18 protein-coding genes and 3 pseudogenes are annotated in these 25154 nt (G+C 66.6%); 13 read left to right on the top strand and 8 right to left on the bottom strand.

The window, feature by feature from the left end; translation table 11 throughout:
• Positions 1–11: 11 nt before the first annotated feature.
• The gene (locus tag ACHMXB_RS09705; RefSeq protein ID WP_395404787.1) at positions 12–1241 is read left to right on the top strand and encodes a cysteine desulfurase family protein; all 1230 of its coding nucleotides are present in this window, start codon (positions 12–14) and stop codon (positions 1239–1241) included.
• A 7-nt stretch (positions 1242–1248) separates the two neighbouring features.
• Here ACHMXB_RS09705 and ACHMXB_RS09700 read toward each other — a convergent pair whose 3' ends face one another.
• Positions 1249–2505 (bottom strand): NAD(P)/FAD-dependent oxidoreductase, encoded by a 1257-nt coding sequence (locus ACHMXB_RS09700; protein WP_395404785.1) that lies wholly within the window; start codon positions 2503–2505, stop codon positions 1249–1251.
• Positions 2506–2674: 169 nt separating this feature from the next.
• Between ACHMXB_RS09700 and mnmA the strand changes: the two genes are divergently transcribed.
• The 5 genes and pseudogenes from mnmA to ACHMXB_RS09675 all read left to right on the top strand — a co-directional run bounded on the left by mnmA (position 2675) and on the right by ACHMXB_RS09675 (position 9654).
• Complete coding sequence (gene mnmA / locus ACHMXB_RS09695; RefSeq protein ID WP_395404783.1) at positions 2675–3814, top strand: tRNA 2-thiouridine(34) synthase MnmA; 1140 nt, start codon at positions 2675–2677, stop codon at positions 3812–3814.
• A 247-nt stretch (positions 3815–4061) separates the two neighbouring features.
• Positions 4062–5695, top strand: a pseudogene (locus ACHMXB_RS09690) (ABC transporter substrate-binding protein).
• Between the two features lie 129 nt (positions 5696–5824).
• Positions 5825–6916: an ABC transporter permease gene (locus ACHMXB_RS09685; RefSeq protein ID WP_111905801.1), complete on the top strand. Its 1092-nt coding sequence runs from the start codon at positions 5825–5827 to the stop codon at positions 6914–6916.
• 2 nt (positions 6917–6918) lie between these two features.
• Positions 6919–7942: pseudogene (locus tag ACHMXB_RS09680) on the top strand (ABC transporter permease).
• Complete coding sequence (locus tag ACHMXB_RS09675) at positions 7939–9654, top strand: ABC transporter ATP-binding protein (RefSeq protein WP_395404781.1); 1716 nt, start codon at positions 7939–7941, stop codon at positions 9652–9654. The pseudogene ACHMXB_RS09680 and the gene ACHMXB_RS09675 overlap by 4 nt, the downstream one beginning before the upstream one ends.
• 91 nt (positions 9655–9745) lie before the next feature.
• Here the strand turns inward: ACHMXB_RS09675 and ACHMXB_RS09670 are convergent, their stop codons facing one another.
• Positions 9746–10402, bottom strand: coding sequence for an NADPH-dependent F420 reductase (locus tag ACHMXB_RS09670; protein ID WP_395404779.1), 657 nt, complete (start codon positions 10400–10402; stop codon positions 9746–9748).
• Between the two features lie 95 nt (positions 10403–10497).
• Here ACHMXB_RS09670 and ACHMXB_RS09665 point away from each other — a divergent pair, with 95 nt between their 5' ends.
• Both ACHMXB_RS09665 and ACHMXB_RS09660 read left to right on the top strand, forming a co-directional pair.
• Positions 10498–10920 carry a chorismate mutase gene (locus ACHMXB_RS09665; RefSeq protein ID WP_395404777.1) on the top strand — a complete coding sequence of 141 codons (423 nt, stop codon included), beginning with the start codon at positions 10498–10500 and terminating at the stop codon, positions 10918–10920.
• Between the two features lie 3 nt (positions 10921–10923).
• Positions 10924–11964 (top strand): hypothetical protein, encoded by a 1041-nt coding sequence (locus ACHMXB_RS09660; RefSeq protein ID WP_395404775.1) that lies wholly within the window; start codon positions 10924–10926, stop codon positions 11962–11964.
• Positions 11965–11995: 31 nt separating this feature from the next.
• On the opposite strand, the gene ACHMXB_RS09655 is transcribed toward ACHMXB_RS09660, so the two are convergent.
• The 6 genes and pseudogenes from ACHMXB_RS09655 to ACHMXB_RS09630 all read right to left on the bottom strand — a co-directional run bounded on the left by ACHMXB_RS09655 (position 11996) and on the right by ACHMXB_RS09630 (position 18593).
• Complete coding sequence (locus ACHMXB_RS09655; RefSeq protein WP_395404773.1) at positions 11996–12730, bottom strand: DUF4166 domain-containing protein; 735 nt, start codon at positions 12728–12730, stop codon at positions 11996–11998.
• A gap of 47 nt (positions 12731–12777) precedes the next feature.
• Positions 12778–14070, bottom strand: a complete 1293-nt coding sequence (locus ACHMXB_RS09650) for a DUF58 domain-containing protein (RefSeq protein ID WP_395404771.1) — start codon at positions 14068–14070, stop codon at positions 12778–12780.
• A gap of 11 nt (positions 14071–14081) precedes the next feature.
• Positions 14082–15068, bottom strand: a pseudogene (locus ACHMXB_RS09645) (AAA family ATPase); the annotation flags it as partial.
• 86 nt (positions 15069–15154) lie between these two features.
• Positions 15155–16330 (bottom strand): DUF4350 domain-containing protein, encoded by a 1176-nt coding sequence (locus ACHMXB_RS09640; RefSeq protein WP_395404769.1) that lies wholly within the window; start codon positions 16328–16330, stop codon positions 15155–15157.
• A gap of 101 nt (positions 16331–16431) precedes the next feature.
• The gene (locus tag ACHMXB_RS09635; protein ID WP_395404767.1) at positions 16432–17139 is read right to left on the bottom strand and encodes a DUF4129 domain-containing protein; all 708 of its coding nucleotides are present in this window, start codon (positions 17137–17139) and stop codon (positions 16432–16434) included.
• Positions 17136–18593, bottom strand: a complete 1458-nt coding sequence (locus ACHMXB_RS09630; RefSeq protein ID WP_395404765.1) for a hypothetical protein — start codon at positions 18591–18593, stop codon at positions 17136–17138. Before ACHMXB_RS09630 ends, ACHMXB_RS09635 begins: the two co-directional genes overlap by 4 nt.
• A gap of 194 nt (positions 18594–18787) precedes the next feature.
• Here ACHMXB_RS09630 and mtrA point away from each other — a divergent pair, with 194 nt between their 5' ends.
• From mtrA to hpf, 5 genes are all read left to right on the top strand, one after another.
• On the top strand, positions 18788–19462 hold the full coding sequence (gene mtrA / locus ACHMXB_RS09625; RefSeq protein WP_003804986.1) for an MtrAB system response regulator MtrA: 675 nt from the start codon (positions 18788–18790) through the stop codon (positions 19460–19462).
• 157 nt (positions 19463–19619) lie between these two features.
• Positions 19620–21509: an MtrAB system histidine kinase MtrB gene (mtrB, locus tag ACHMXB_RS09620; RefSeq protein WP_395405221.1), complete on the top strand. Its 1890-nt coding sequence runs from the start codon at positions 19620–19622 to the stop codon at positions 21507–21509.
• 5 nt (positions 21510–21514) lie between these two features.
• Positions 21515–23224, top strand: a complete 1710-nt coding sequence (locus ACHMXB_RS09615; RefSeq protein ID WP_395405219.1) for an LpqB family beta-propeller domain-containing protein — start codon at positions 21515–21517, stop codon at positions 23222–23224.
• A gap of 90 nt (positions 23225–23314) precedes the next feature.
• Positions 23315–24238, top strand: coding sequence for a ComF family protein (locus ACHMXB_RS09610; RefSeq protein ID WP_395404762.1), 924 nt, complete (start codon positions 23315–23317; stop codon positions 24236–24238).
• Between the two features lie 172 nt (positions 24239–24410).
• Entirely contained in the window at positions 24411–25136 is a 726-nt protein-coding gene (gene hpf, locus ACHMXB_RS09605) for a ribosome hibernation-promoting factor, HPF/YfiA family (protein ID WP_190601938.1), read from the top strand.
• The last annotated feature ends 18 nt before the right edge of the window (positions 25137–25154 follow it).

Raw genomic sequence — 25154 nt, 5'->3', positions numbered from 1 at the left:
GAATTTTAAGCGTGCCTGTTTACCTGGACCATGCCGCCACCACGCCCATCGCCGCCGAAGCCCTGGCTGCACTGACGCGCGAGCTGTCCCGGACCGGGAACCCCTCGTCCCTCCATGGCTCTGGCCGCCGGGCGAGACGCTCCGTGGAGGACGCGCGGGAAACCCTTGCCGCCGCGGCAGGCGCCCATCCCTCGGAGGTCATCTTCACCTCGGGCGGCACCGAAGCGGACAACCTCGCCGTCAAGGGCCTGTACTGGTCCCGGCTGGCGGAAAACCCGCGCCGGCGGCGGATTCTGTGCTCCGCCGTCGAGCACCATGCCGTGCTGGACACCGTGGAGTGGCTGGAGCGCCACGAAGGGGCGGAAATGTCCTGGCTGCCCGTCAGCCAGGACGGCGTGCTGGACCTCGAAGCGCTGCAGGCAGAACTCGCGCGTGACCCCGAGTCCATTGCCCTGGTGACGGTCATGTGGGCCAACAACGAGGTGGGCAGCATCCAACCCATCCACCGGGTGGTGGAGCTCGCGCACGCCGCCGGCGTCCCGGTGCATTCGGACGCGGTGCAGGCGTTTGGCTCTGTCCCCGTGGATTACCGTGCCTCCGGGCTGGATGCCATGTCCATCTCAGGGCACAAGATTGGCGGGCCGGTCGGCGTCGGGGCGCTAATCCTGGGGAGGTCGGTGAAGCTCACGCCGGTACAGCACGGCGGCGGACAGGAGCGCGACGTCCGCTCGGGAACGCTGGACACGGCATCCATCGCGGCCTTCGCCGCCGCTGCCGACTCGGCCGCGAAGAACCTCGAAGCCGAGGCGGCGAGGCTTTCCGGGCTGCGCGACCGGCTCATCACAGGGGTCCGTGACGCAGTTCCGGCAGCGGTGTTGCGGGGCGCGGAGGGCGACGGGCGGCTGCCCGGCAATGCCCACTTCACCTTTCCCGGCTGCGAGGGCGACTCCCTGCTGTTCCTCCTGGACCTCGCCGGCGTCGAATCGTCCACTGGCTCGGCGTGCACGGCAGGTGTTCCGCGTCCGTCGCATGTCCTCCTTGCCATGGGCCTGAACGAGGAAACGGCGCGCGGTGCACAGCGCTTCACCCTGGGGCATCCTTCGACTGAAGCGGACGTCGACGCACTCCTCGCGGCCCTGCCCGGTGCTTACGCCCGGGCGCGGCAGGCCGGGATGGCCGGTCATGAATCGTCCATTCAGACGGCTGCCACCGTTGCCCGGCAGGGTTCGGGCATCCTCTGATCCGGCATCAGCTGGCTTCCGGCACCAGCTGGTCGAGCGGAACCGTCTCGTCCGCCAGCCGTTCGGCAGGCACAGCGGTCCGGCCGGTGATGAGCGTCTTGATGGTCTTTTGGGCACTTGGCTTGACGGACCTCGGCCAGTTGACGCTCATGCCGGCCACGACCCGCCCGTCCTGCTGCCAGAACGCCACAAACTCCTTGCTGTCCAGCGAGCCGCGGATGACCGGAGCTGCCTTTGCTGCGAGGGACGGGAAGCCCGAGTACTCCATGCTGACGTCGAACTGGTCGGTGTAGAAGTAGGGGACTGTGTCCAGGGCAACGTCCTGGCCGAGCATGGCTTTGGCCGCCACCTTGCCGCCGTTGAGCGCGTTGGACCAGTGTTCGCTGCGGTGGTGCTCGCCGGTGAACGGATGCAGTGCATTGGCGGCATCCCCTGCGGCAAAAATATCCGGGGCGCTCGTGCGAAGCGAAGCGTCCGTGAGGATACCGTTGCGGACCTCCAGCCCGGCCGCGGTGGCGAGTGCAGTTTCCGGTACCACTCCGACGGCGATCACCACGATGTCGGCGGGCAGGAGTTCGCCGGTGTCGGTCAGCACGCCCTTCACCCGTCCGTTCTGTCCGGTGATTTCGCTGGCGGAGGCGGGTAGCCGGAAGCGGACTCCGTTGTCCTCGTGCAGGGTACGGAAAAAGCTGCCCAGCTCCGGGCCGATCGCCGCGGCAAGCGGGATGTCCTCAAGCCCGAGCAGCGTGACCCGGTTGCCGTAGGTGCTCGCCGCCGCGGCCAGTTCCATTCCGATCCAGCCGGAACCGATGAGCACAACGGTCCGTCCACCTGGCGACAGCTGTTCCCGCAGGCGGCGGCTGTCATCGAGCGTGCGGAAGGTGCTGACGCCGTCGAGTTCCGCGCCCTTCAGCGGGAGCGTCCGGGGCGTTGCGCCGGGCGCCAGCAGCAGTGCCCCGTATCCCTGAACCGTCCCGTCGGCGAAGCGGACAGTGTGCGCGGCCGGATCGACCGACGCCACCGGGGTGTTCAGCCGAAGGCTGACGTTGTTGTCCGCGTACCAGACCTCCGGTGCGATCTCGACGGCGTCCTCGCCGGCTTTACCGAGCAGGTATTCCTTGGACAGCGGCGGCCGGAGATAGGGCGGGTGCGGCTCGGTCCCTGCGATGGTGATGTTCCCGGCGTACCCTTCGGCGCGCAGGGTGCGGGCCGCCGTCGCTCCGGCCAGCCCGGCGCCGGCGATGATGATGCTTTCAGGGTGCATGGCTACTCGATTCGCCCGGCAGGCCAGCGGCCCGCGTTCTAAAAATGATACTCGTGACTTTAGAAGGGCGGGCCCGAACCGTCAAGGAAATTTAGGCCTTGATTCCGGCAGCAAGTAGAATAGTCCGGCAACCCGTGCGTCATTGGTCCCAAACCAACAGAAAGCCATAATGCGAGTTCTAGCAGCTATGAGCGGCGGAGTCGACTCCGCCGTTGCCGCCGCCCGCGCCGTCGAGGCAGGGCACGACGTCGTTGGCGTTCACCTCGCGCTGTCGAGGATGCCGGGCACCCTGCGCACCGGCAGCAGGGGCTGCTGCACCATTGAGGATTCCCGCGATGCCTGGCGGGCCTGCGACGTCCTGGGGATTCCCTACTACGTGTGGGACTTCTCCGAGCGGTTCAAGAAAGATGTGGTCCAGGACTTCATCGACGAGTACGCCGCCGGCCGCACCCCCAACCCCTGCATGCGCTGCAACGAGCGCATCAAATTTGCCGCCCTGCTGGAAAAAGCGATCGCCCTCGGGTTCGATGCCGTGTGCACGGGCCACTACGCGAAGGTGATCGAGGACGCCGACGGAAACCGCGAGCTGCACCGTGCCGCCGACTGGGCGAAGGACCAGAGCTACGTCCTGGGCGTGCTCACCCATGAGCAGCTGAAGCACTCCATGTTCCCGCTCGCGGACACCCCGTCGAAGGCTGAGGTCCGCGCAGAGGCTGACCGGCGCGGACTGTCAGTGGCCAACAAGCCGGACAGCCACGACATCTGCTTCATCCCGGACGGTGACACCGCCGGGTGGCTCGCGGAAAAGATCGACATGACCACGGGCGACATCGTCGACGAGACCGGCGCCAAGGTGGGCGAACACCCTGGAGCGAACGCGTTCACCGTCGGGCAGCGGCGGGGGCTGAAGCTTGGCCGGCCCGCCGCGGACGGCAAGCCGCGGTTCGTGCTGGAGATCCGGCCGAAGGAAAACAAGGTGGTGGTTGGTCCCGAGGCCCTGCTGGCCATCGACGAGATCCGCGGCATCAAGGTTTCCTGGGCCGGCCTGCCCATCGGTGAGGTTGACTCGGGCGCCGACTTTGACTGCCATGCGCAGGTGCGCGCACACGGCGACCCCGTTCCTGCCATTGCGCGCGTTGAGCGGGTTGCCGACGACGCCGGAATTGCGCGGGACACTCTTGTGGTGACCCTGACGGACCCGCTACGCGGTGTTTCTCCGGGCCAGACCGTGGTGCTCTACCAGGGCAGCAGGGTCCTCGGCCAGGCGACCATCGACGCTGCGCGGTCCCTGCAGCGGGCGCAACTTTGACCGTGCTCCGGTTTCCGGAGTGAGAGCGGCCGGCGGATTTCCGCCGGCCGTTTTTTGTTGCCATCTACCGGTTTCCGACCGTTCGGTCAGCGGACCGCAGTCCATTCTGGTAAATTTTGTGTCTCAACTCACACGATGCAATGTTTCACCAGGCAACCTTCTGGTTGAATCAGAGGCATCAGCGGGCTGCCCGCACACGAGTCGGATCGGGCACCCCGCGCGTACTCATCGAACAGAAAGTTCACAGATGGCAATGAATCAGAGGGCCTTGAAGAGCGCTATCGCGCTGGCAGGCGTTTCCGCTTTCGCACTCACAGCCTGCACCGGCCCGTCCGGCGGCGGGGAACGTCCACCGGCGGCGCCGGCGGAGGGACCATCACCTACGGGACCACGGACAAAGTTGTCACCCTGGACCCCGCCGGCTCCTACGACGCCGGCTCGTTCATGGTGATGAACCAGGTCTATCCGTTCCTCATGAACTCCAAGCCCGGATCAGCCGAGGCCAGCCCGGACATCGCGGAATCCGCCTCCTTCACGAGCCCCACGGAATACACCGTGAAGCTTAAGCCGGGCCTCAAGTTCGCCAACGGCCACGCGCTGACCTCCTCCGACGTCAAATTCTCCATCGACCGCGTCGTCAAAATCGCGGACCCCAACGGACCCGCGTCACTGCTCGCAAATCTGAAATCGGTGGCAGTCCAGAACGATTCCACAGTCGTCTTTACGCTCAAGGCGGCGAACGACCAGGTGTTCCCGAGCGTCCTCGGTACCAACACCGGTCCCATCATCGACGAAGAAGTCTTCCCGGCGAACAAGATCATGAGCGATGACGAGATCGTCAAGGGCAAGCCCTTCGCGGGCCAGTACACGATCGAGAGCTACAAGAAGAACGAGCTCGTCAGCCTCAAGGCCAACCCGGACTACAACGGCGTGCTCGGCAAGCCCGCCAACGACGGCGCCAACATCAAGTACTACGCCGACTCCAACAACCTGAAGCTGGACGTGCAGCAGGGCAACATCGACGTTGCCGGCCGGAGCCTGACAGCCACCGACGCCGCGGACCTTGAAAAGGACTCGAAGGTCAAGGTGCACAAGGGCCCCGGCGGCGAACTGCGCTACATCGTCTTCAATTTCGACACCATGCCCTTCGGTGCGAAGACGGCCGACGCCGACGCCAAGAAGGCGCTCGCCGTCCGCCAGGCCATGGCCGACATTGTGGACCGGGACGCCATCGCAACCCAGGTCTACAAAGGCACTTACCTTCCTGCGTTCTCGGTTGTTCCGGATGGAGTGCCAGGTGCAGCGCAACCCCTCAAGGAGATGTACGGCGACGGCAACGGCAGGCCTGACCTGGACAAGGCCAAGAAGGCGTTCGCCGACGCCGGCATCACGGGCACGGTCAACATCAAACTGCAGTACAACCCGGACCACTACGGCAAGTCCTCCGGCGATGAATACGCCATGATCAAAGAACAGCTGGAAAAGTCGGGTCTCTTCAAGGTGGACCTGCAGTCCACGGAGTGGGTGACGTACTCCAAGGCACGCACCGCGGACGCCTACCCCGTCTATCAGCTTGGCTGGTTCCCGGACTACTCCGACGCGGACAACTACCTCACGCCGTTCTTTATCCCGGGCAACTTCCTCAAGAACCACTACGAGAACCCGGCGGTCACTGACATCATCAAGAAGCAACTTGTCACGGCTGACAAGGCCGAGCGCGAAAAGTTCCTCGGCGACGCGCAGACGGCCGTGGCCAAGGACCTTTCCACGCTGCCGCTGCTGCAGGGCGCGCAGCTGATGGTGGCCGGCGCGGATATCAAGGGCGTGGAACAGACGCTGGACCCGTCATTCAAGACCCGCCTCGGAGTGATCTCCAAGTAGGACTCCACCCCATCAGGTCCTGACCAGCCAAGGAGGCGGGACGCCTTCAGGCGTTCCGCCTCCTTGGCTGGCCGGTGAACAGCCGATTCCGGATCCGTGACGGACCCGGAAACACAGAATCAGGCAGTAATGACAACTCTCATTGAGGCGCCGCCAAGCGACGCAGACGGCCTTTTGCCGACAAAGAAAAAGAAGTCCGGCGGGGGACTGGGCCAATACATCCTGATCAGGTTCCTCCTGATCTTTCCAACCATCTTCATCCTGGTCACCATGGTGTTCTTCCTCATGAGGATCACCGGCGACCCCATCACGGCGGCCATGGGCGGCCGCCTGCCTCCGGACCAGCTGCAACAGCGGATTCACGACGCCGGATACGACCGCCCGCTTCCCGTCCAGTATTTCGAATACCTGGGCCAGCTGGTGACCGGCAATTTCGGCACCACCCTCTCTGACAACCGCCAGGTCACTGAGATGCTGGCAACCTACGGTGCTGCCACGCTCGAACTTACGGTCAACGCGCTCATCGTCGCACTTTTGGTCGGCATTCCCTTCGGGATGATCGCCGCCCACCGCAGGGACCACGCACCGGACGCGGTACTGCGCGTCTTTGCCATTCTCTGCTACGCCACACCCGTATTTTTTGCCGGGCTGCTGCTGAAGCTGACTTTCGCCGTGTGGCTGGGCTGGCTGCCCGTGGCGGGTCGGGCTAAAACTTCCAGCGAACTTGCCCTTACAGGGCTCCAGGCGCCGTCCGGAATTTACTGGCTGGACGCGCTCAGAAGCGGCAACATGGCCGCCCTCGGCGACGTGATGGCACATGCCGTGCTGCCCGCGGTTGCCCTTGGCCTGCTGACTGCAGGCATCTTCCTCAGGCTGGTTCGCACCAATCTCATCGGCACCCTGGGCCGCGACTATATCGAGGCGGGCCGCTCGCGCGGCGTCAGTGAATTCCGGCTGGTCACCAAGCACGCCTACAAGCCTGCCCTGATCCCCATCATCACCGTCATGGGCCTGCAGATCGCGGTGATGCTCGGCGGCGCCGTGCTTACGGAGAAAACGTTTGAGTGGAAAGGGCTTGGCTTCCAGCTGGCCAACTACCTGACGGCCCGCGACTTCGTGGCCGTCCAGGGCATCGTGGTCCTCCTGGCCGTCATCGTCGCCATCACCAACTTCATCGTGGACATCGTGGCCGCGCTGATCGATCCCCGTGTGAGGTACTGACAATGAGCACCAACCCTCCAATGGAAGCCACCATGCACCACAAGGCACCGCTTCTCAAACGGCTGCCCGTCATTTCCCACTACAACAAAAGCGTCGGACTCCAGCGGGGCATGCTCGTCGTCGGACTCGTCCTGACCGGCACGTTCCTCCTGACCGCAATTTTTGCCCCGCTCCTCGCCCCCTACGGATTTGCACAGCTTTTCGGACGCCGACGGCAGCTTTCCCACGCAGCAGCCACCGGGCGGAAAGCATCTGCTGGGCACCACCGTGGGCGGCTATGATGTCCTGTCCCGGGTCATCTGGGGCTCCCAGACCGCCATCCTCGTGATCGTCGTGGCCGTGGTGCTGTCCATCTTCGCCGGCGTCATCCTCGGCCTGGTGAGCGGATACCTCGGTGGCTGGCTCGACCGTGTCCTGGTGGTGGTGGCAGACGCAATCTACGCATTCCCGTCACTGCTGGTGGCCATCGTCATGGCCATCGTCATCAGCGGCGGTGAGTCCAGCCTCTTCGGCGGCGTGCTCGCCGCGGCGATCTCCATCACGGTGGTGTTCATTCCGCAGTACTTCCGGGTCATCAGGGCGGAGACCATCAGGCTCAAGGCGGAACCGTTCGTCGAATCGGCGAAAGTGGTGGGCGCCTCCAGCATCCGCATCATGGGCCGGCACATCTACCGGAATGCCACCCGCACCCTTCCGCTGATTTTCACCCTGAATGCTTCCGAGGCGATCCTGACGCTCGCAGGCCTGGGCTTCCTGGGATTCGGCATCGAGCCCTCGTCCGCCGCCGAATGGGGCTTCGACCTCAACAAGGCGCTGGCGGACACCACCTCGGGCATCTGGTGGACCGGCGTGTTCCCGGGTCTTGCCATCGTCTGGACGGTGCTTGGCCTGACGCTGGTGGGGGAGAGCATCAACGACCTCAACGATCCCCGCCTCCGCGGGCGCAAGCGCGCCGGGAACAAGGGCGGACCGGCCTCGACCGTGGCGGCCCAGGCAGCCATTTCAGCAGATGTGAGAAGCTCATGACCATCAATATCGGATCTGTTTCTGACCGGCATGCCGCCGGCGCCGCACCGGTGCTGGGCATCGACCATCTGAAAGTCACGTTCGCCACCGACGCCGGGGACGTCCACGCCGTCAAGGACGTGAGCCTCGAAGTGAAGGCGGGGGAAGTGCTCGCCATCGTCGGCGAATCCGGCTCCGGCAAAACCGTGACGGCCAAGACCATCCTGGGCCTGCTGCCGGAAACCGCCATCAGCTCCGGCGCCGTGGTCATCAACGGCAGCAACGTCATCAGCGTCAGCCCGGGGAGGCTCCGCCAGATCCGGGGGCGGGATGTGGCCATGGTCTTCCAGGAGCCGTCCACAGCACTGAATCCCGTGTTCACCGTCGGCTGGCAGATTGCCGAAGGGATCCTCGCCCACGCGGGTCGGGACGGCGGGAAGCGCGTCACGGCCAAGGAGGCGAAGGCACGGGCCGTCGAGGCCCTCCGCAAGGTGGGCATCCCGGACCCTGAAACGCGCGTCAACTACTACCCGCATCAGTTCTCCGGCGGCCAGAAGCAGCGCGTGGTCATCGCCGCCGCGCTTGCCCTGAATCCGGGGCTGATCGTGGCGGACGAACCCACCACCGCCCTGGACGTCACGGTGCAGGCGGAGATCCTGGAGCTCCTGCGGGACCTGAGGGACAAGTACGGGACGTCCATTGTGCTGATCACGCACAACATGGGCGTCGTGGCCGACCTCGCCGACCGCGTCGTGGTGATGTACCAGGGCGATGTCGTGGAGGAAGCCAGCGTGAAATCCCTCTTCGCCGAGCCGCGGCAGGACTACACCCGGAAGCTGCTGGCCGCCGTCCCGCACCTTGGCCGGCACTCGGCCTCCGAAGGAATGACGGAGCGGGCGCACCAGGGCGGGCAGGTGCTGGTGGAGGCCAAGGGCCTAACCATCGAGTACCCCGGCCGGCTGGGCAGTCCCGCCTTCAAGGCCGTCGACGGCGTCAGCTTCACGGTATCCGAGGGCGAAGTATTCGGACTCGTTGGCGAATCCGGCTCCGGGAAGACCACCATCGGCCGGGCCATTGCCGGCCTTAACCGGACCACCGGCGGAAGCCTGAACGTCCTGGGCTACGAGATGCTGAACTTTAAGGAACGGACCTTCAAGCCGCTCCGCAAGGAAATCGGGTTCGTCTTCCAGGACCCGGCAGCGTCCTTCAACCCGCAACTGACCATCGGCGACTGCGTCGCCGAACCGCTGGTCATCCACACCAACCCTTCACCGGCGCAGGCGCGCAAGCGCGTGGGTGAGCTGCTGGAGTCAGTCCAGTTGCCGGCGTCGTACGCTGACCGTTTTCCGCATGAGCTGTCCGGAGGGCAGCGCCAGCGCGCCTCCCTGGCGCGTGCGCTGATCCTGAACCCGAAACTGCTCATCGCCGATGAGCCGACGTCGGCACTGGACGTTTCGGTGCAGGCGAAAGTACTGGAACTGTTCCGGGAAATCCAGCAGGAGTTCGGGTTCGCGGCGCTGTTCATCAGCCACGACCTGGCGGTGGTGGACATGTTGTCGCACTGGGTCGGGGTGCTGTTCAAGGGGAAGCTCGTTGAGCAGGGAATCGGCCACCACGTCATGGGCTCTCCGCAGCATGACTACACGAAGCGCCTGATCGCGTCGCTGCCTGTCCCGGACCCGGCCGAGCAGGCCAAGCGCCGGGAGGACCACCGCGCCCTGCTGGGCATCTAGAACTTTCGGCATCCAGACGAACGGCGGGAACCGCCCGGCAAACTGGCGTCCCCGCCCTCCACAGAGGGCGGGGACGCCAGTTTCCGCTGGTCTAGTCCGAGACCACCTTGATGTTGAACACGCTGTTCCCCTGCTTCAGGAAAATCCGCAGCCACAGCGGCAGCCACATCTCCAGGCCCCGCGCCGCCTCGAGCGGGCCAAGGTCCCTGATGTGTTCAGTCCGCCAGCCGAATTCCCGCAGGATCCCGGCCACCACTTCCTTGGCCTCCGCGTCGTCCCCGGCCATGAACACGTCGTGATCCCCGCCTGCCAGCCGGTCCGGCGCCACCATGACATCGGCGCGCATGGTGTTCAGTGCCTTCACCACGCGGGCCGCGGGAAACGCACGCTGGATGGTTTCCGCGAGGCTGTCGGTGTTCGAGATGGAGAGCGACGGCGGGAAACCGGCCGAATGGTCCAGCGGGTTGGCCACATCGATCAGCACCTTGCCGGCGAGGTTCTTCGTGCTGGCCGCAGCCAGTACCTCCAGCGATACCGCGCCGGGCGTGGCGTTGATGACCACCTCGGCCTCCGCCGCGGCGTCGAAGAACGTCGCGGCTTTGGCCCGCGGGCCCGCTTCCGCAGCCCACGCCACGGCGGCCTCGTTCGTGGCGGTGCGTGACCCGAGCACGACGTCGTGACCGGACTCCACGAGTTTTCCCGCCAGGGTTCTGCCCGCCACCCCGGTACCAAGAACTGCAATCCTCATGTGCATCCTCCTTGTCGGCATGTGCGAACACTTACATTCTCCGCCAGCATCCTTAACACGGGCAGGGAGTCCTGCGGTGCCCATAGACTGGAACCATGACCGAGCTGAACCATGATCTGCCTGACTCCGACTCCTACAATCCTGCCGCCAGCTCCCTGGCCGGGCATGTGGATCCTGCGGTGATGGCGGAGCTGCTATCGATCCGGTCAAGCATCGACAACATTGATGCAACCCTCGTCTACCTTCTCGCGGAGCGGTTCAAGGCGACCCAGAAGGTCGGTTTCCTCAAGGCCGCGCACCGTCTTCCGGCGGGGGACCCCGGCCGTGAAACCGCCCAGATTGCCCGGCTCCGACGCCTCGCTGAGGACGCGCAACTGGACCCCGCGTTCGCGGAAAAGTTCCTGAACTTCATCATCGGTGAGGTGATCCGGCACCACGAGGCGATCGCCGAGGACCACAACTCTGCCGGCGGAACGGCCAACGGGTCGGCCAGCCCCTCCACAACGCTTACCGCCTAAGCCGTGCCGGACCCAGACTTCCAGCTGCCCGCCCAGGTAACCGCCACCGCCCTGGGACCCTGGCCGGGCCAGGACCCGGTGGAGGCCACCCGCATCATCCGCGGTGAGCTCGGCAGCCCGCACCTTCCTTTTCTTGCCGAACTGCCTGACCGTGGCGTCGGCGCCGACGCGATAGGCCGCACCGCCTCACTCCTGGTGGACCTGGCAGTGGACGTCCAGCCGCACGGCTGGCGGATCGTTGACCGGCCCGGGCGTGACCTGGTCCGGGCAAGGTCCGCCCTCTCCACGGACATCAATGTGCTGGCCGACATCGCCGGCGAAGAGGACAACGCGAGCGACGAATTCAAGGTCCAGCTGCGCGGCCCCCTGAGCCTGGCCGCCGGCCTGCACCTCCATAACGGCGAGCGTGCCCTGATCGACTATGGCGCACGCCGCGACATTGCTGCTTCCCTCGCCGCCGGGGTTGGCGCGCACCTGGCCAAGGTGTCCGCCGCCGTTCCCGGGGCCAGGCTCGTGGTGCAGCTCGACGAACCGGAGATTGCCTCGGTCCTCGCCGGCACCATCCCCACCTCCAGCGGCTACCGGACCCTGCGCTCCGTCGCCGGACACGAGGTCACGGAGCTCTGGCGGGTGGTGGCTGACGCCCTCCGCGAGGCCGGCGCCGCCGAGATCGCCATCGCGGTGCCGGAGATCGAGGCCCCGTTCGAAAGGATCGTGGCTGCCGGCGCGGACGCCATCGCGGTTCCACTGCGGGCCCTGACCACCCGGCAGTGGGAACAGCTCGCGGAGGCAGTCGAAGCCGGCAAGCGGCTCTGGGCCGGAGCCCTGCAGGCTGACGGGCCGGGCGGCGTGCCGAAGGCATCCGACGTTGTCGAATCTGTCCGGCGTCCCTGGCAGCAGCTTGGATTGCCGCTGGCGTCGCTTGGCACGTTACGGGTCACGCCGTCGGGCGGCCTTGAAAGGCAGTCACCAGCCGCCGCGACGGAGGTCCTCACCCGCCTGACCCAGGTTGCCGACGGCCTGAACCAGCTGGCGCTCGGCTGATCAGCGCCAGGGTGGGCGGCCTGGTGCTTCCTTAGCTTCGGCGCTCCCAGCGGTCGGGCCTGGCATACGCCGGCAGGAAACCCGCTGAAGAACTTCCGGACGGATAGGGTTCCAGGCGGTAGTCGAAGTGGCCGGCATAAACCAGGACGAGGCCGAGCTGCGGCTGGATCACCTTCACCTGGATCCTGTGCCGTCCGGTTTCCCCGGCGTCCGGGTCCCACCACTGCTCCGCATACGCTTTCGCGTCAAGGGCGGCCGGCAGCGGCAACCGCAGCGGGCCAAGGAACAGGCGGGATACTTCAGAGACTCCGCGCAACCGACCCTCCGCTGTCACGTCAAGATTCAGGTCCGTCACCAGCCGGCGGTACCGGCCCACGTAGTCCACCAGGCGGGCCTGGTTGCCAGGGACGTGGGAACCGGGACCGCCCGCTTCCACACTGGTGGTGTCCTGAAAGATCCTGGTCCTGCCGGGGAAGAATATTTGGCGCCGGGCAGTCAGGCTGGAGCGGCCGAAAGGATCGAGATGCGCATGGTTTTCGATCCGGAACGGCACGCCCTCGCCGTACTCCGGGAAGAAGGCCTGCTCACCGGCGGTCAGCCGAAGCATCGGCCGCAGCCACTGCTGCCGGCAGCCCACCACCTCGAAAACGCCTTCGCCGACGCCAAAGCTGCCGGAACCCGGGGCGAGCGAAAAGTACTCCTGCAGTTCCGGCTGCAGCCGGAAGAAGGCGGCGCCCAGCGCCTGACGGTAGATCGGGGCGTTCACGAGAGCTCCTGACATTTGGTCTGATGGTTCTGTATTCGGGCTGGCACTCACAGCCGCCCTGCAGCCTTGAGCCGGATATAGGCATCGGCCAGCGCCGGCGGCAGCTGGCGCGGTTCGGCGTCCACCACTTCGACGCCGAACTGACGGAGCTGGGCACTCACGGCTTCCCGCTCGAGCAAGGCCCGTTCCGCGGCCGCCGCGCGGAACACCTGGGCCGCCGTCGTCCTGTCCTGGAGCATCACACCAAGCAGCGGGTCCCGGACCGACGCCACCACCACTACGTGCTGCTGGGCGAGGCGCGCCGCCATCGGAATGAGGCCCTCCTCCGGCGCGCCGCCATCCAGGGAGGTCAGCAGCACCACGAGCGAACGGTGCGCCGACACCGCACGGACCTGGGCAGGCACCTGTGCCCAGTCCAGCTCGATGAGTTCTGCCTGCAGCGGCGCCGCCGCCTGCACCAGCTGCCCCAGCAGGTTGCCGCCCGCCGTGGTGCCTGCCCGGGCGCGCATCCTCCGGTCGAAGGCGAAGAAGTCGACGCGGTCCCCGCCGCGTTCTGCAAGGACGCCCAGCAGCAGTGCGGCCTCGATACCGGTATCCAGCCGGGGCTCGTCGTTCACGCGCGCAGCGGCGGTCCGCGACGTGTCCAGCATGATCACCACACGCCGGTCGCGCTCCGGCCGCCAGGTGCGGACGACGACGGCGGACCGTCTCGCTGTCGCGCGCCAGTCAATGGAGCGGACGTCATCGCCCCGGACATAGTCGCGCAGGGAGTCGAATTCGGTTCCGGCGCCGCGGATCTGCACTGCCGCCTTGCCGTCGAGCTCCCGCAGCCGGCGCAGCTTTGACGGCAGGTGCCGCCGGGAATTGAAAGGCGGCAGCACCCGAAGCGATCCGGGAGCCTGCACCGTTTTCTGGCGGGCAGCCAGCCCCAGTGGGCCGAAGGAGCGGACGGTGATGTGGGGCGCCTTGAGCTCGCCGCGCCGGACAGGCCTCAGCCTGACACTTAAACGGCGCCGTTCACCGGCCGGAACGTCTGCCGCCTGGACCGGGTTTTGCGCCCCGGCCGAGGGCTGCCAGGCGTCGCGCACTACGGCCCTGAGCCTGCGGGTGCCACGGTTATGCACCGTCAGCAGGGAGTCCGCCGTGCCCCCGAGGGTGACGTTGGCGGGCGCTGACCTTTCCACCGAGACCTGCTGCAGTGCCGCGGCCAGCAGCACGTTCAGCAAGACCAGGGCGCCAAGAACCAGGAGCACGGCCAGCACGGTCAGCCAGCCGGGAAAAAGCAGCACCGGTGCCAGCCCGGCTGCCGCCAGGAGTACCAGCCGTCCGGAAATGGCCACGGGATCAGCGGGGGGACCGGCACGGAGGCCAGGATGCTGCCCAGCACGTCGTCCACCTGGACACCGTCCATCAGGGCTTCGGGCCGGAGCGCCACGCGGTGCCGCAGGCACGGATGGGCCAGCGCCTTGACGTCATCCGGAGTGACAAAGTTCCGGCCGGACAGCCAGGCCCAGGCCCGCGAGGTGTTCAGCAGCGCTGTGGCACCGCGCGGCGAGACGCCCAGCTGGAAGGACGGGGCGGCGCGGGTGGCCCGGACCACGTCAACGATGTAGCCCAGCACCTCCGGCGCCACTTCGACAGTGGCCACGGCCCGCCGTGCCCGTTCCAGTTCCTTGGCGCCCGCCACGGGGCGGACGCCGGCTGCGGCGAGGTCACGGGGATCGAAGCCGGCGGCGTGCCTGCGGACAACCTCGATTTCGGCGGCACGGTCAGGCAGGGGCATGGTGATCTTGAGGAGGAACCGGTCCAGCTGGGCCTCGGGCAGCGGGTAGGTGCCCTCGTACTCGATGGGGTTTTGCGTGGCCGCCACGATGAAGGGCTCCGGCAGCCGGCGCGATACGCCATCGACGGACACCTGGCGTTCCTCCATGGCTTCCAGCAGTGAGGCCTGGGTCTTGGGCGGCGTCCTGTTGATTTCATCGGCCAGGAGCATGTTGGTGAAGACGGGACCCTCACGGAAACTGAAGTCCGAATTGGCGGCGTCGTACACCAGGGACCCCGTGACATCGCCGGGCATGAGGTCCGGTGTGAACTGCACGCGCTTGGTGTCCAGGCTCAGGGCCGCGGACAGGGCCCGGACCAGGAGTGTCTTTGCCACGCCCGGCACGCCTTCGAGCAGCACATGTCCGCGCGACAGCAGGGCGATCAGCATGCCGGTGACCGTGGAATCCTGGCCCACCACTGCCTTGGCCACCTCGTGCCGGACGTCAAGCAGCGCCTGCCGGACGGGATCCGGGGCATGATCCGGGGTGTGTTCTGGGGTGTGCGGAGCGGCCATGGTGCCCACCGGCGCTTCGCCGTAGCTTCCGTTGCCGTTGGTTCCGTTGCCGTAGGTCCCGTGCGGGTGGCCGTTTGGCTGCTGGCTCATCTGGCCTGTACCTCTTTCTCTAGTCGGACAAGGTCCTGTGCCCAGCGGACAAGCTGGGCCTCGGTCGCGGGACGGTGTTGCAGGAGCTGCTGTATCTCGGCGGCGTTCCGGTCCAGATGCCGGGCTGCGGCGGCCGCCACGTCAGAGCCGGCGACGTCGGAAAGCCCGGCTGCGGTGCCCACCCGGAGCGCGGAGGCAAGCCGGACGATGGTACCGGCACGGAGGGTGTCCGCCGCCCGGGCGACGTCGTGGGCCTCGTGGTACAGCCGGGCTCTGCCCTCGGCTGTTTCCGCTGACTTCACCACCACGGGCAGGGGTTCGAAGACCAGCGGGCCGAGACGGCGCCCACGCCACAGCATGGCAAACAGGGCCACCACAATGAGCCACGGGGCCACAAACGCCGACCACGCCGGTGCAAGCTCGGCCAGGGTCTTCGGTGCCGGGCTGCCCCCGAGGTCCCTGGGACCCGGCAGGTACCAGATGAGGTCTCCCTGGCTGCCCAGTGTCCGCAGGGTGAGGGCGGCGTTGCCGTTGGCGGCCAGGAACTGGTTGCTGATCAGGGCTGTGCTGCCGATGACCACGAGCTTGCCGTCCTCTGCCGTGGCGTAAAGGCCGCGCCCGCTCCCGCCGGCGCCGTAGCAGACGGTGCCGCCGGCGTAGAGGAAGCCTCCGTCCGCGCTGATGTCACCAGCGGCCTGGGCATCGGCAACGGAGCATCCCGGCTGGAGGGTCTGCTCCGAGCCGGGAACCACCCCGGCCTGCCGGATGGTGCTGCCCAGGCCGGTCAGTGCGGCCAGGCGCGGCGACACCACCACCAGCCGGTCCGTCTCTGCAAGCAGCCGGCGGAGCCGTTCGGGAGCAAGGAACCCGCGCTGGTCGTAGACCAGGACCGTAGAGCCGGACCCACTCCTGCGGCCTGCACGCACTGCTGCCAGAGTCTCCTCAAAAGACGCCGTCTGTTCAACGGTGACGCCTTGCGCACCGAGGATTTGGGCTGCTGCCCTGGCGCCCTGCGGGCCGGAATTGCGGATGGACAGCTCCTGGTTGTCACCCTGTGGTGTCGACTGGAACGCGAGGACCACGGCAAGGGCAACGGCCATGGCCAGGCCGAAGAGCACCCCCGCGCGGTGCCTGCGGATCCAGCCGGTCTTCCTGCGTCGGGCTGCAACCATGACGCCGCCTTTGCTCGTACTGCCGCCCGGCGGGGCATCCGTGCTGCCTGCCTCCGTGCTCGCCGCTACGGTGCCCGCCGGTTCGGTGCGGGGGAGATGCGTCACCTGGGTACCGCCAGTCCGCCGGGTGCTGCCTCTGCGTAGGAAGACGTGAGCCTTTCCAGGGTCGAGTCCAGCTCAGCCACCGCGGCATGGTCGGCTGCCACGGCACTCCCGCTGCCGTAGCGGACGGCATCGAACATGCGGGCAGCGGCCTCGAGTTTGTCACTGGCCGCAGGGAATGCCCGGCTGAGCTGTCCGGCAGCCTCGTCGGCTGTCCGGCCAGGCTGGGGATCCAGGACGGCCCGGTCCTCGGCTGAATTCACCAGCGCGCGGAACTGTTCGACGACGGCGGCCGCCCAGTCGCCACGTGCCGCCGCTGCTTTTGCGCGCTCCCGGTAGTCGGCTGCCGTGGCGACTGTTTCGGCGTCGAAGATCTCCTTCGGTGCGCGGCGGCGGGCGTTCAGCCGTGGCCGCGCCAGGATGATGGCCACAGCTATCAGGATGGCGATGCCAAGGCCGATGAAGGGCGCCACGGGAGGTCCTTCGGCAGGGGACTGGCCATCGGTCACGGACTGCAGCCAGTCGAGGAACTGCTGCCAGAGGGTTTCCAGCCAGCCGGGTGCCGCCTCCCTGTACTCGCGTTTGGAGAGCTCCTCCGCCGCCCAGCGGCGTGCTTCTTCCCGGTCAGGCTGCACCGGTGGTTCCATGGTCCGGTTCAGCAGTGCCGTAGCGTGCTGCAGGGCCGGGACGAAGCCGACGGTGCTCATCCCGGCATCGTCGGCGGCCCCGGGGGCGGCGGCCAGCCTGCTGAATTCCCGTAAGGACCAGCCTGATGGGGCCCGGGTTGATATGGGCCCTGCTGGTAGGGACCCTGCTGGTAAGGCCGAGACTGGTAGGGGCCCTGCTGGTAAGGCCAGGACTGGTAGGGGCCTCCGCCGTTCCGGCCCGGACTGTAGACGGGCACGCCCCGGCCCGGGATGCCGCCGTCGTCATGGCCCGTTTCCAGCAGCCGGAGCAGCGCGATGTCCAGTCCGTCGTTGCGCATCCGCAGATCCATGTAGAGCAAAGCCATGACCGACGTCTGGAAAGCGAACGCCACGGCGCCGACGGCGGCGGACACGATGGCCGTGGCGACACCGACCACCACCTGCAGGGCGGCCGCCTGGCTGGCCGGGTCCTGCGGGCCCGCCACGGTGGTGAGCAGTCCGGTGAGCAGGGTGAGCGGGATGAGGACGATCTGGCCGATGATGCCGACGAGGAGTGACACCACGAGGACGATGCCGAAGACCCGCCACCAGCTTCTCCGGGTGACGGCCCAGGAGCGCCGGATGCCATCCAGCGCTCCCACGTCCTCGACGACGATGACCGCCGGTGCGACGGTCAGCTTGACCGACACCCAGATTATGGCTGCGATAAAGGCCAAAAACAGTGGCAGCACGATGACGAGCGCCCCGGTACCCATCGAATTGGCCAGCAGTACGGTGGCCAGGGCAATGAAGGCCCCGCCCAGCAGCACGGCTGCCACCCCGATCCCGGCCAGGCGGACCAGCGCCCACGCCCGGCCCCGCGCAAGCAGCCACATCTGCCGGAAGCCGGTCTGCCGGTTGAGGATGGACCTGGCCACGGGGACCACCATGGCCCCCTGCATCACCACGGAGATGAACACCGTTACCAGGCCGATAAGCATAAAGCCGCCCGCCACACCTGCGAAGAGGGAGGTCATCTCAGAAGTGCTGAGGTTCCCCAGCCAGGCCTCTGCGGAAGCATCGGATGCCGGGGTGACCAGCGGGATGACGCCGGCAAGCACTGCCCCCAGCGCCTGGGCAACGAGGCCTGCTCCGAGCATCGCCTTGGGATTCCGCCGGATCGTCTTGAAGGCCCCGTCCATGATTTCGCCGAACATCAGCGGCCGCAGCGGCACCACGCCGGGCTTCGGCGGGGCCGCGTACACGGGAAAGGGGATGGCGGGGTTCAGCCCTGTGGGGTTCAGTCCTGCGGGGTTCAGTCCTGCGGGGTTCAGTCCTGTGGGGTTCGGGGGCGCTGCGGCATACGGGTTTGCGCTCCACTGGTTCGGCGGCCCGTAGGGCTGGTGGGCGCTGGGCTGGTACGGTCCGGGCTGGTAGGGATTGGGCTGCTCGCTGCCCCACTGCGGGCGGGCGCCCCATGGCTGTTCAGGCGGCCTTTCTCCGGACGGCGGGTGCTGCGGATCCTGCTCTGACAACCTGTTCCTCCCCAAGGTGCGCACAGACCAACGGCCGGGCACCTCCAGACTATAGTTCCGCCGTCGGGCATCCTAGCTTCCGGCCGGTTCGGGCTGCGGCGGACCGCTGGCAGCCGTGTCCGGCACCCCGGCACGCGCCCCGCCGAAAACTCCATCAATAGGACAAAGCAACAGCAATAAGGGAATATATAACTATGAAGGCACGCATTCTGGTGGTTGATGATGACGAGGCGCTCGCAGAAATGATCGGCATTGTCCTGCGCAACGACGGCTTTGAGCCCGTCTTTTGCGCGGACGGCGGACAGGCTCTGGACGTCTTTCGCTCGTCAAAGCCGGATCTCGTGCTCCTCGACCTGATGCTGCCGGGAACGGACGGCATCGAGGTATGCCGGCAGATCCGCTCCGAGTCGGACGTGCCGATCGTCATGCTGACGGCCAAATCGGACACCTCCGATGTGGTCAGGGGACTGGAGTCGGGTGCCGACGATTACGTGCCCAAGCCCTTCAAGCCGGCGGAACTTGTTGCGCGGGTGAGGGCGCGCCTGCGGCCCGGTGACCAGAAGGCGCCCGAAACGCTGCGCATCGCGGACATCACCATCGACGTCGCCGGCCACCTGGTGAGCCGCGGCGACGAGCGGATTTCACTAACCCCGCTCGAATTCGATCTCCTGGTTGCCCTGGCACGCAAGCCCTGGCAGGTATTCACCCGTGAGCTGCTTCTTGAGCAGGTCTGGGGCTACCGGCACGCGGCTGACACCCGGCTGGTCAATGTCCATGTCCAGCGACTGCGGTCCAAGATTGAACGTGATCCGGAAGCTCCGGAAGTTGTAATGACGGTTCGTGGTGTCGGCTACAAAGCAGGGTCCTGAACCCCAGGGCCAGAATCCCCCTGAGTCGCCCGTGGGATCCGGATCCGGCCCCAGCGGGAACTCTCCCGCGGCAGAAAACGCCCGGGACGGCTCTCGAAAACCGGCTTCGCGTCCAGGCCCGGAGCACACCGACGCCTTCGGCGCCGGGCTCGCGGGATTGCCTTTGCGGGCCCGGATCTGGCGGCGCCGCGCCCTCATCGTCGTGCTGCGCGTCGGCCGCCTGGTGCGCACCGGCGTCGACCGTATCTTTCCCGGCATCCGGTATCTGCTGCATTCGCTGCAGCGGCGGTGGCGCCGGTCGCTGCAGTTCCGCACCGTCCTGACCACGCTGCTGCTGTCCATCAGTTCGTTCGCGATCGTCGGCGCTTACCTGTCCAACCAGATTGCCAACAACCTGTTCCACGAACGGCTGACGCAGGCGGAGTCCGAGACCCGCTACAACGTCAAGCAGGTGCAGGACACGTTCGACGGCGCTCAGGTCACCGACCAGTCCAGCGTGATCACGCTCGTCTATGACACCCTCAACGCCGTTGAGGGCAAGGGCTCGGTGATCCAGCGCCGCTACGTATTTGAGGCGATGCCGGAGCAGACCAAGCCCCGCAACCGGTGGGTGGAGTCGCGCGCATCCGACCAGCTGACCATCAGCGTCATCCCCCCGGACCTCCGGGCGGCAGTCCAGGACTCCGGCAAGGAGCAGTTCTGGGCGTCCACGGAGTTCCCGGTGGGAACCGAAGACCGGCCGGGCATCGCCGTCGGCAACAAGGTGACGTTCAACGGCACGGTGTACGAGCTTTATCTGATCTACGACCTCAACACGGCACAGCAGACCCTGAACGAAATCCAGAATGTCCTCTGGGCCGGTGGCGCTGCGCTGATCCTCATGATCGGCGGCATCGCCTGGTACGTTACGCGCAACGTGGTGAGTCCTGTCAGCCACGCGGCGGTGGTCTCGGAAAAGCTGGCAGCAGGCCAGCTGCAGGAGCGCATGGTGGTCAAGGGGGAAGACGAGGTGGCACGCCTCGGTGCCTCGTTCAACCACATGGCCGCGAGCCTGCAGGAGCAGATCACCCAGCTGGCCACGCTGTCCCAGATGCAGCAGCGGTTCGTTTCCGACGTGTCCCATGAGCTCCGGACCCCGCTGACCACCGTCCGGATGGCCGCTGAGGTGCTGTACGACGCCCGCAACGACTTCGACCCCATCAACAAGAGGTCCGCCGAACTGCTCTACAACCAGGTGGAGAGGTTCCAGTCGCTGCTGGCGGACCTGCTGGAAATTTCAAGGTTCGACGCCGGCGTGGCCATGCTCGATGCCGAGGCGACGGACATCGTCCAGCTCATCTCGCACGTGATGGAGGGCGCGGCCCCCGTCGCCGAAGAGTACGGCTCGAAGATGCAGCTGAATGCGCCGGAAGGCAGCGTCGTGGTGGAAATGGACTCCCGGCGCATTGACCGCATCCTGCGGAACCTGATCCTGAACGCCCTCGAACACGGCGAAGGCCGGCCCGTCAACATCTCTGTCGCCTCCAATGCGGACGCTGTCGCCGTCACCGTCAGGGACCACGGAATCGGCATGAGTCCTGCCGAGGCGGCACGCGTCTTCGACCGCTTCTGGCGCGCCGATCCCGCCCGGGCCCGCACCACCGGCGGCAGCGGGCTGGGCCTGTCCATTGCCACCGAGGACACCAAACTGCACAACGGCTGGCTCCAGGCCTGGGGGAACACCGGAGTCGGCTCCAACTTCAGGCTCACACTCCCGCTTAAACAGGGCGGCACCATCACAAAGTCGCCGCTGCCCCTTGAACCTGCAGACGTGGGGCTCGGCAGGCCCGGCGACCACAGTGTCCTTGTGCTGGGCCCCGGCGCCACCCCCGCGCCGGAGGGATCCGCGCCCAAAAACCCTGGCCCGAAAGACTCCGCTGCCGCAGGCAACGCCACCGCCGTGGAAGGCAATTCCGACACTGCCGCTTCGCCGGCCGAGGCCGCCGAGCCCGCTGCGGCCTCGGCGGCCCGCCAACCGGAGGCAGCACGCACGGGGGAGCGTTCGTGAGCCGGGTGCGCCCGGCCGCCCGCGGGCTTGCCGCAGGACTGCTGGCCGTCATTCTGCTGTTCCTGGCATCCTGCGCCCAGATTCCGCGGTCCGGGCCTGTTGGGAAGAGCACGGACGAAAGCGCAGGAAATCCCAACGCCCCGGTATTCTTTCCGGTCGCGCCGCGCACCGGATCCAGTCCCGAAGCGGTCATTGAGGACTTCTACCTGGCAGGCAGCGGGTATGAGGATGACTACGCCGTGGCGCGGCAGTACCTGACCCAGGCTTCCTCCGTTGCTTGGAAGCCGGACCAGCGGACACTCGTATTCCGCTCCGAGCGCGTGGTGAAAACCGGCGTCGAGGGCGTCTATAACTACGAACTGGACGTCGCGTACTCAGTGGATTCCGACGGCGTGGCCACCCCGATGCCGGAGGGAACCAAGGAGAACATCCCCGTGACGCTGGTGCAGGTTGACGGCGAATGGCGCATCTCCAAGATCCCGGACGGCACCGCCATTCCGGAGGAGACCTTCAAGGTCATCTACGGTGCCTATCCCATCTACTTCTACGACCCCAGCTTCACGTATGCCGTTCCGGATGTGCGCTGGTTCATCAAGAAGAAAACGGTGAAGGCCATGACGAGCGCCCTGCTCGGCGGACCCGCCCCGTATCTGAAGGGCGCCGTGGTCAGCGCGTTCCCCTCCGGGATGAAACTCGCCAGGGAATCGGTGCCCGTAGTTTCGGGCGCAGCACAGGTTGACCTGTCGGCCAAGGAGCTGACCGAGGCCTCCACCGAGGACAGACTGAGGATGCAGACGCAGCTGGCCCTGACGTTCCGCAGCCAGCCGGACGTCATCAACGTGGAGCTGCGGGCGAACCAGGACCTTGTCCGCGTGGAGGACAACGGTTCAGTCCTGCCCCCGGTCCAGAACAGAAATGCCCCCGCGCGCCAGATCGCCATCAGCAACAACGAGCTGGTGCGGTATGAGAACAACAGGGTGTCGCCGCTGCCCGACATGCAGCCGGTGGCGGGGCTGAAACCGCGTTCGCCTGCTGAATCGCCGATCTCGCAGACGGTGGCGTTCTTGAACGGCAGCCGCAGCACCCTCTATTCGATAGTGCCAGGCCAGCCCGCGCGCGCCCTGACCACACGCAGCACGCTGACGCACCCGTCGTTCAGCCTGCACGACTGGCTTTGGACCGCCGGCCCCGGAGCCCAGGGCGTAACCGAAATCACGGCCTTCCGTCCCACCGGCGTGGCCCAGGGCGCACCGGTGCCGACCGTCACGCTGACCCCCTCCTGGCTGGCCGGCCGCAACGTGAAGGATTTCCGGGTATCCCGGGAAGGGGTCCGGGCACTGGTCATCTCCGAGCAGAACGGGGAGACACGCGTGCAGGTGACGGGAATCATCCGCAGTGCCGACGGCACGCCTAAGGAACTGACGGCGCCTGTCACGCTGCAGTCCAGTGGAAATCCCGACCAGGGCGTATGGGTGAATGACACCACCGTTGTGGTGATGAAGGGCGCTTCAACGTCCAACGTGACCCCTGAACTTCTCTCGCTCACCGCCTCCCAGCCGCAGAAGCTGGCTCCGTGGCCGGGGCTGGTTGCCCTCAGCGCAGGCAACGGCCCCGAGGAAATCTACGCCCAGTCCAGGGACGGCATCTTCCAGAGGCTCGGCAACGGGTGGTCGGCGCAGCTGAGGGGACCCACGGACCCGTCCTTCCCCGGCTGACCGTTCCCCGCCCTTCCTGGGTAGGGCGTTTTTCCACATGGAGGCATCTTGCTCTTTTGCTGGCTGGCGCCGTTGCACCACCCTTGAACCGTGGAGAGCCGTAGGACGCGAGACGGCCAGAGGACTTCGGCGGATCCGGACCTCCTGGCCCAGCCGCTGTGGCACGCCCGCCACCGGGGGGAGCACCGTCAGCGCCTCCTGCAGGCCTGGGACCTGCTGGCCGGGGCTGCGGCCGACATCGTGGCCCTGGCGCTGCCGGTGGAGTGCGTCTGCTGCGGCAAGGAGGATCTGGCCCTGTGTGCCGGCTGCGAGCGCAGGCTCCGGATGCTCACCCGCCGTCCCTTCCGGGCAGAGACTGGGGCGCCCGCACTCATGGACACCGACGGCTCGGTCATCCTTCCTGTGGTGGCGGCGGGCATCTACCGCGAGGAGCTCTCCCAGTCGATCCTGGCCTTCAAGCGCCACGGCCAGGGCCAGCTGCGGACCGTGCTGTCGAAGGTATTGGCCGGCGCACTCGCAGCAGCCCACGCGGGAACGGACGCTATGGTGTTTGTTCCGGTCCCGAGCAGCGGCAGTGCCTACCGGAAACGCGGGTTCAGTCCCGTCCATCTGTTGTTGGCCGGCGTCAGGCGAAGCGTCGACGGACGCCACCCGGAATGCACTGATGCACTGCGCAAGGTCAGGAATCCGGGACCCGGAAGTGGTCTGACCGCAAGCGGCCTGTCCGGTGGGCAGAAGGGACTCGGCAGGGGAGACAGGTCCCGAAAGGTCCGCGGCTCCATGCGCGCCGTGCGGGGAGCCCGCGGACGCTCTTTGCGGGGGAGACCGTGCATCATTGTCGACGACGTCCTGACCACCGGCGCCACCTTGGCGGAGGCTGCCCGGGCCATCCACGAAGCTGGCGGAGTTGTGCGCGGCGCCGTTGTCCTGGCCGCCACCCGCGCACCCGATGCGGCGGCTGGACCGGCGCAGTCCCGCATCCTGGGGACTACCTGGACCGTAGCTGAGACATAGAAAAAAATAAACTGCGAAAGGATGAATAACTTGTTGCTATGAACTAACGTCGGATATGGGTACCAAGATCAGTTGTACCTTTCGATAGCGGCTCGGAAAGGGGCTCGACTGTCAATCAGATCGTCCCCCGGAAGTGCCGCCGTCGTGTCACCGAAGTCATTTGGAGGGCACCATGGAGTTCATGATTAGCGGACGAAATCTGACGGTCTCGGACCGATTCCGCGAATACGCCGGCGAGAAGATCTCGAAGATCGAATCGCTTGGGGACAAGGTCCAGAGGGTCGACGCGAAGGTTTCAAAGGAAACAAATGCGCGGCAGACCGGTGACCAGCTCACGGTTGAAGTGACAGTCCTGGGCCGAGGCCCCGTGATCCGTGCCGAAGCAAGCGCCGCAGATAAGTTCGCCGCGTTCGACCTCGCCTACAACAAGCTGCTTGAGCGGCTGCGCAGGGCCAAGGACCGCAAGAAGGTCCACCACGGGCGGCACACGCCCAAGGCCGTACGCGAGGCAACTGCAACATTGGAGCCCGCGAGCTCCAACCAGCCGATCTACGTCGAAGCGAGCAACAACACCCAGGCTGCCCCGCAACCGGCTGAGAAATCGCCGTACGACGTCGACAATGACATCCCCGCCGGCGACTCGCCGGTACTGATCCGGCGCAAAGTGTTCCCGGCCGCGTCCCTCACCCTTGACGACGCCGTGGACAACATGGAACTTATCGGTCACGACTTTTACCTTTTCGTGGACAAGGCCACGAACGCGCCATCGGTTGTATACCGGCGCCGCGGCTGGACATACGGGGTCATCACCCTGGACCACTACTGCGAACCCGGCGAGAACACGCATGAGGAGAAAATCCTTGCGTACCGCTCGGATGATGCGGCCGCAACTGCCTAAGATGGTGCCCAGGCAACG

It is taken from the genome of Arthrobacter sp. UC242_113 (assembly GCF_044054585.1).
Taxonomy (GTDB): domain Bacteria; phylum Actinomycetota; class Actinomycetes; order Actinomycetales; family Micrococcaceae; genus Arthrobacter.
The sequence above is the reverse complement of the archived record's forward strand: the minus strand, read 5'-3'. Positions and strand labels throughout refer to the sequence as shown.

What these genes read in the sequence shown, in the direction of transcription:
- ACHMXB_RS09700 (WP_395404785.1), bottom strand. Translation starts at nt 2,505, where the DNA reads ATGCACCCTGAAAGCATCATCATCGCCGGCGCCGGGCTGGCCGGAGCG.
- mnmA (WP_395404783.1), top strand. Translation starts at nt 2,675, where the DNA reads ATGCGAGTTCTAGCAGCTATGAGCGGCGGAGTCGACTCCGCCGTTGCC.
- ACHMXB_RS09685 (WP_111905801.1), top strand. Translation starts at nt 5,825, where the DNA reads ATGACAACTCTCATTGAGGCGCCGCCAAGCGACGCAGACGGCCTTTTG.
- ACHMXB_RS09675 (WP_395404781.1), top strand. Translation starts at nt 7,939, where the DNA reads ATGACCATCAATATCGGATCTGTTTCTGACCGGCATGCCGCCGGCGCC.
- ACHMXB_RS09670 (WP_395404779.1), bottom strand. Translation starts at nt 10,402, where the DNA reads ATGAGGATTGCAGTTCTTGGTACCGGGGTGGCGGGCAGAACCCTGGCG.
- ACHMXB_RS09665 (WP_395404777.1), top strand. Translation starts at nt 10,498, where the DNA reads ATGACCGAGCTGAACCATGATCTGCCTGACTCCGACTCCTACAATCCT.
- ACHMXB_RS09640 (WP_395404769.1), bottom strand. Translation starts at nt 16,330, where the DNA reads ATGGTTGCAGCCCGACGCAGGAAGACCGGCTGGATCCGCAGGCACCGC.
- ACHMXB_RS09635 (WP_395404767.1), bottom strand. Translation starts at nt 17,139, where the DNA reads ATGAGCACCGTCGGCTTCGTCCCGGCCCTGCAGCACGCTACGGCACTG.
- mtrA (WP_003804986.1), top strand. Translation starts at nt 18,788, where the DNA reads ATGAAGGCACGCATTCTGGTGGTTGATGATGACGAGGCGCTCGCAGAA.
- hpf (WP_190601938.1), top strand. Translation starts at nt 24,411, where the DNA reads ATGGAGTTCATGATTAGCGGACGAAATCTGACGGTCTCGGACCGATTC.